This is a genomic window from Bartonella sp. AC158YNML (genome assembly GCF_042196725.1).
GTDB lineage: Bacteria > Pseudomonadota > Alphaproteobacteria > Rhizobiales > Rhizobiaceae > Bartonella.
This window is the reverse complement of record NZ_JBHIQU010000039.1, coordinates 1-4194: the sequence shown is the minus strand read 5'-3', so window position 1 is coordinate 4194 and position 4194 is coordinate 1. Positions and strand designations below refer to the sequence as shown.

Sequence of the window (4194 nt, the reverse complement as noted above, 5' to 3'; positions counted from 1 at the left end):
CGAGCTTTAAGAGAAGCAAAAAAGCAAAAATGCGAACTCATAGAAATCAAACCTACCGGTGAACTGCTTATCTATCTGAAAGCAGATATCCCATTACCAAACTCAACAGTAAATCCTGACAAGCTATTGTCTTTGTCAAAAAATGAAAGTGATGAAGTTTTACTTTACAACATGTAATTTACCATGCCAAAATCACGCCCCCCTCATCTCGTCAAAGAAATTACACGCCACGGTAAAATCATATGGTATGTACGTATTGGTCATGGAAAACGTATTAGAATACGCGGGATTTATGGAACGCAAGAGTTTGTTGACAATTACAAAAGCGCACTTGCCGAATTACAAGGGCTTATACTCCCTAAATCCAAAACCGGTAAGCTAGTCGAAGGTTCATTTGCATGGCTCCTTAAACAGTATCTTAATAGCTCCAATTGGCATAACCTCGCTAAAGCCACAAAGAAACAAAGAGAATACACTCTTATGAAAGTATGCGATACTATAGGACACATTTCATACCAAGCAATCGAAAAGAAACATATCATAGCCGGTGTTGAACGGCGCAAAGAAACACCAGCAATGGCTAGAGACTTTCTACAATCCCTAAATGGGCTTTTTAAATGGGCGATTGAACAAGGACTTTTGGAAAGCAACCCTACTTTAGGTATCACAAGACCTCCTCTAAAAAATAAAGAGGGCTTTCCCGTTTGGACAGAAGAAGATGTTGAAAAATATTACCAACGCTGGTCACATGGTACCCATGAACGTGTTTGGATTGATGTTCTTCTTTACACGGGTTTGCGTCGTGGTGATGCAGTCCGCATTGGTTGGAAAGACGTAAAAGATAATATCATTCATCTCAAAACAGAAAAGAGCCAATTTAAGACAGATGTCTTTCTCCCAATTTTGCCAGAATTAGCCAAAACGCTTAAAGTTGGTCCTATTGGAGAAGAAACATTTATCTGTAGTAAAAGGCGAAAAGCACTCTCCAAAGAAAACTTCGGAACTCTATTCTATAAGGCATGTATCCAAGCAGGCATAAAAAAATCAGCCCATGGCTTAAGAAAATTAGCAGCAACACGCGCGGCTAATTCCGGGGCAACAGTATCACAATTGAAAGCACTCTTTGGCTGGACAGATGACGCCATGGCATCTCTCTACACAAAGAGCGCAGATCGCAAAAAACTCGCTCTTGAATCAATACAAAAGCTCCAAAAAAGTTAGGGATAGAGACAAAAAAACGTAATAAAATCAAAACTCAACTATTCCCTTACATTAAATATAACTTATTGATTTAATTATTATTGGTTACCCCTCTGAATAATAATATTCAAAATTATAATTCTTTAAATAAAATCAGTTATAAATACATTTTGTATTAGACATAATTAATATCAATTATTTTTTAATTTTGACAAAAAACCAAAAATATCTTACCAAATAAAGACAATTACTGAAATTAATAACAACTATCCATTTTCACTTCTTCTTATGAAGTTCGCGGGGAAATGAATATTTGGGGGCTCTCATAAGGAGAATACTGGTGTATAAAACATCCCTTTTATCATGCACGGCTGTAGCCGCTATTATCCTATTTAACATCCAGTTCAGTGCACATGCTGAAACCCTCGTAGTTTCTGAGGGAAAACAACAAGAAGTATCCGATAAAACCTACGAAACTATTCACGCAAAAGGCGGTGGCAAAATCATTGGAAAACATTTAACCATTGTTACGAATAAAGATATAAACCAGGGCACAAACGAAACCGTCTATGCTGTAACAGCAGAAGGTGCTGACAGTGCGATTGAGTTACTGGATGGCACAACCATTAAAGGCACTGGTTCTGATATTTTCTTAGGCCTTGAAGCCAAAGACGGTGCGACACTTCAAATGACTAAAGGAACAATTACATATTCTGGAATGGCGTCCTCCTCATCTGGCATTTTATCTAGCACTGGTGCTTCCTTTTCTGACAGTAAGAGTAAAAAAAACAAGCTGGAAGACGTGGTAATATCGAGTGAAAACGATAACAGTTCACTATCCTTAGGAATAAGTGCTAAAAACAGCACAGTAACCTTGAACAATGTAACCGTAACTCAAGCACTAACAGGCATATTTGCAGATGATCACTCAACAATAACAGTGTCTGGAGGATCATTTCTTGCAAAAAATACAGCAATATCTGCTCAAAATGGCAGCATCATTACTTTAAACAACAATGTTACAGTCGCATCATCTAATGGTACTGGACTCCATGCAGATGGTATAGAATCCAAGATCACAATGAAAGGAGGGGCTGTCATAGGAGGAAGTTTGAATGGACATGAAGGCGCATTACTTACAGAAAATGGTGGACGTATTGAAATTACGGATGTTACTCTAACAACAGATGGCAAAGGAGCCGGTGCACTTGCACTTGGTCCCGATAGCAGAATTGAATTGCATGGAACGGCAACGATTAATAATATTTTGAAGGGTCTTAGAGCAATAAATGGTGGCAAAATTACCAGCGAAAATTTAACAGTAGTCGGTGGTAAAGCAATTAATGAAAATCTCAGCAAAATAAGCACTGGTGTACGGACAGAGGATTCTGGTAGTGAAATTCAGTTAACCGGCAAAACAACCATTCAAAATGTCGATGAAGGTTTTTATGCAGACGGTGGAAGTAAAATCATTAGCGGAGATTTAACAATAACCGGTAGTGAATCCGAAGAACCAACCGTTGGTGTAAACATTTGGGATCCCGATAGTATAGTTGAATTCAATGGCAAAACAACCATTCAAAATGTTGATGTTGGTCTTTTTGTCATTGAAGGTAGCACAATTAAAACGAGCAATAGCGCTATTGATACTAATTCTAAAGATCTAGATACCCAATCCGACACTCCTCAGAATGGGAAGAAAAATAAAATAGAAGCAAAAATGGCTGCGCTGGTTGTAATAAATGGTGGACATATTGATCTGACAGATGTTTCTGCCACAGCAGAAGTTGCCGGTTTACAATTCGCAACTTTCTCCGATGATAATCCAAATAGCTCGCATGATCCACAAAAATATCATAGTAATGAGATCAATCTGACCAATGCAGAGCTTCATGCTGAAAATGGCACAGGAATTTTCATTAGAGCTGTTGTTGAAAAAAGCATCGAAGATGCTGCTGCTCCATCAATCGGCACAGTCAATCTTAAAAAATCAGAAGTCCATGCTGACGTATTATTAGGAGATGGTATTTTTTGGGACAAAACGTCATGGAAAGATAAAGATTTGTGGGATGGTAAAGAGGTTAAAGCGATCTCCAACGGCACCTTCACATTAAGCGCTGATCAGTCTACTCTAGAAGGCAGAGCAAATATTGCTAAAGACAGAAATGTACGTTTTGATCTGAAAAACGATACAACATGGACGTTGAAAATTAGCAAAAACGAAAAAGATGATGATGGCAATCTGCTTGATATCGCTCAAAGATCTCGTTCTGATGTTTCTGTGCTTAATCTCGATAACAGCTCCATTGTTTTTGAGAAACCAACCGAAGATCATTACCAAACATTGCATATAGGTTCTGGTAAACCAGACACGCAAGAAGTCTACAATGCAACGGGTGATGCAAAGATTTACTTCAACACGGCTTGGAGTGATGGTGCTGCAATAAATAACCAAAAAACCGATAGACTTTTGATCCATGGGGATGTCTCTGGCAACACATCAGTTTATGTCACGGGGCGCTTAGAAGAGAACAATATCGAAGCAAACACCTCTGCTGCTGCCAATGTCCGTGGTCTTTCACTCATTCAAGTTTCTGGAAAAGCAGAAGAAAACTCTTTCAAACTGGTAAATGGTTATACCACAAGAGGTGGCTTACCGGATATGTATACACTACGTGCCTATGGACCAGACTCAAGCCAAGGCAAAGCCGATATTGCACAAAACCTCTTTGATGAAAAGAATGAAAATTTCTGGGATTTCCGTTTGCAACCCGAACTGCTTGGCTCCAATTCTGGTTCAAATCCTGATCCTGAAACAAATATCCCTACCGTTGCCCCTGTACCACAAACAGCAAGCTATTTGGTCATGCCAAATGCTCTCTTCTACAGTGGATTAACCGATATGGCTAAACAAAACGCACTCTTAGCCAATATCAGAACATCTGTCTTAGGAAAAGAAGAGGAAAAACAAACCGGTTTCTTCCTCTATACTTA

2 protein-coding genes are annotated in these 4194 nt (G+C 38.9%); both read left to right on the top strand.

What is annotated here, in order from left to right:
* Positions 1–183 precede the first annotated feature (183 nt).
* Entirely contained in the window at positions 184–1221 is a 1038-nt protein-coding gene (locus ACFIM1_RS08905) for a tyrosine-type recombinase/integrase (protein ID WP_375609781.1), read from the top strand.
* 319 nt (positions 1222–1540) lie between these two features.
* The coding region (locus ACFIM1_RS08900; protein ID WP_375609780.1) for an autotransporter outer membrane beta-barrel domain-containing protein at positions 1541–4194 on the top strand (2654 nt) is incomplete at its 3' end.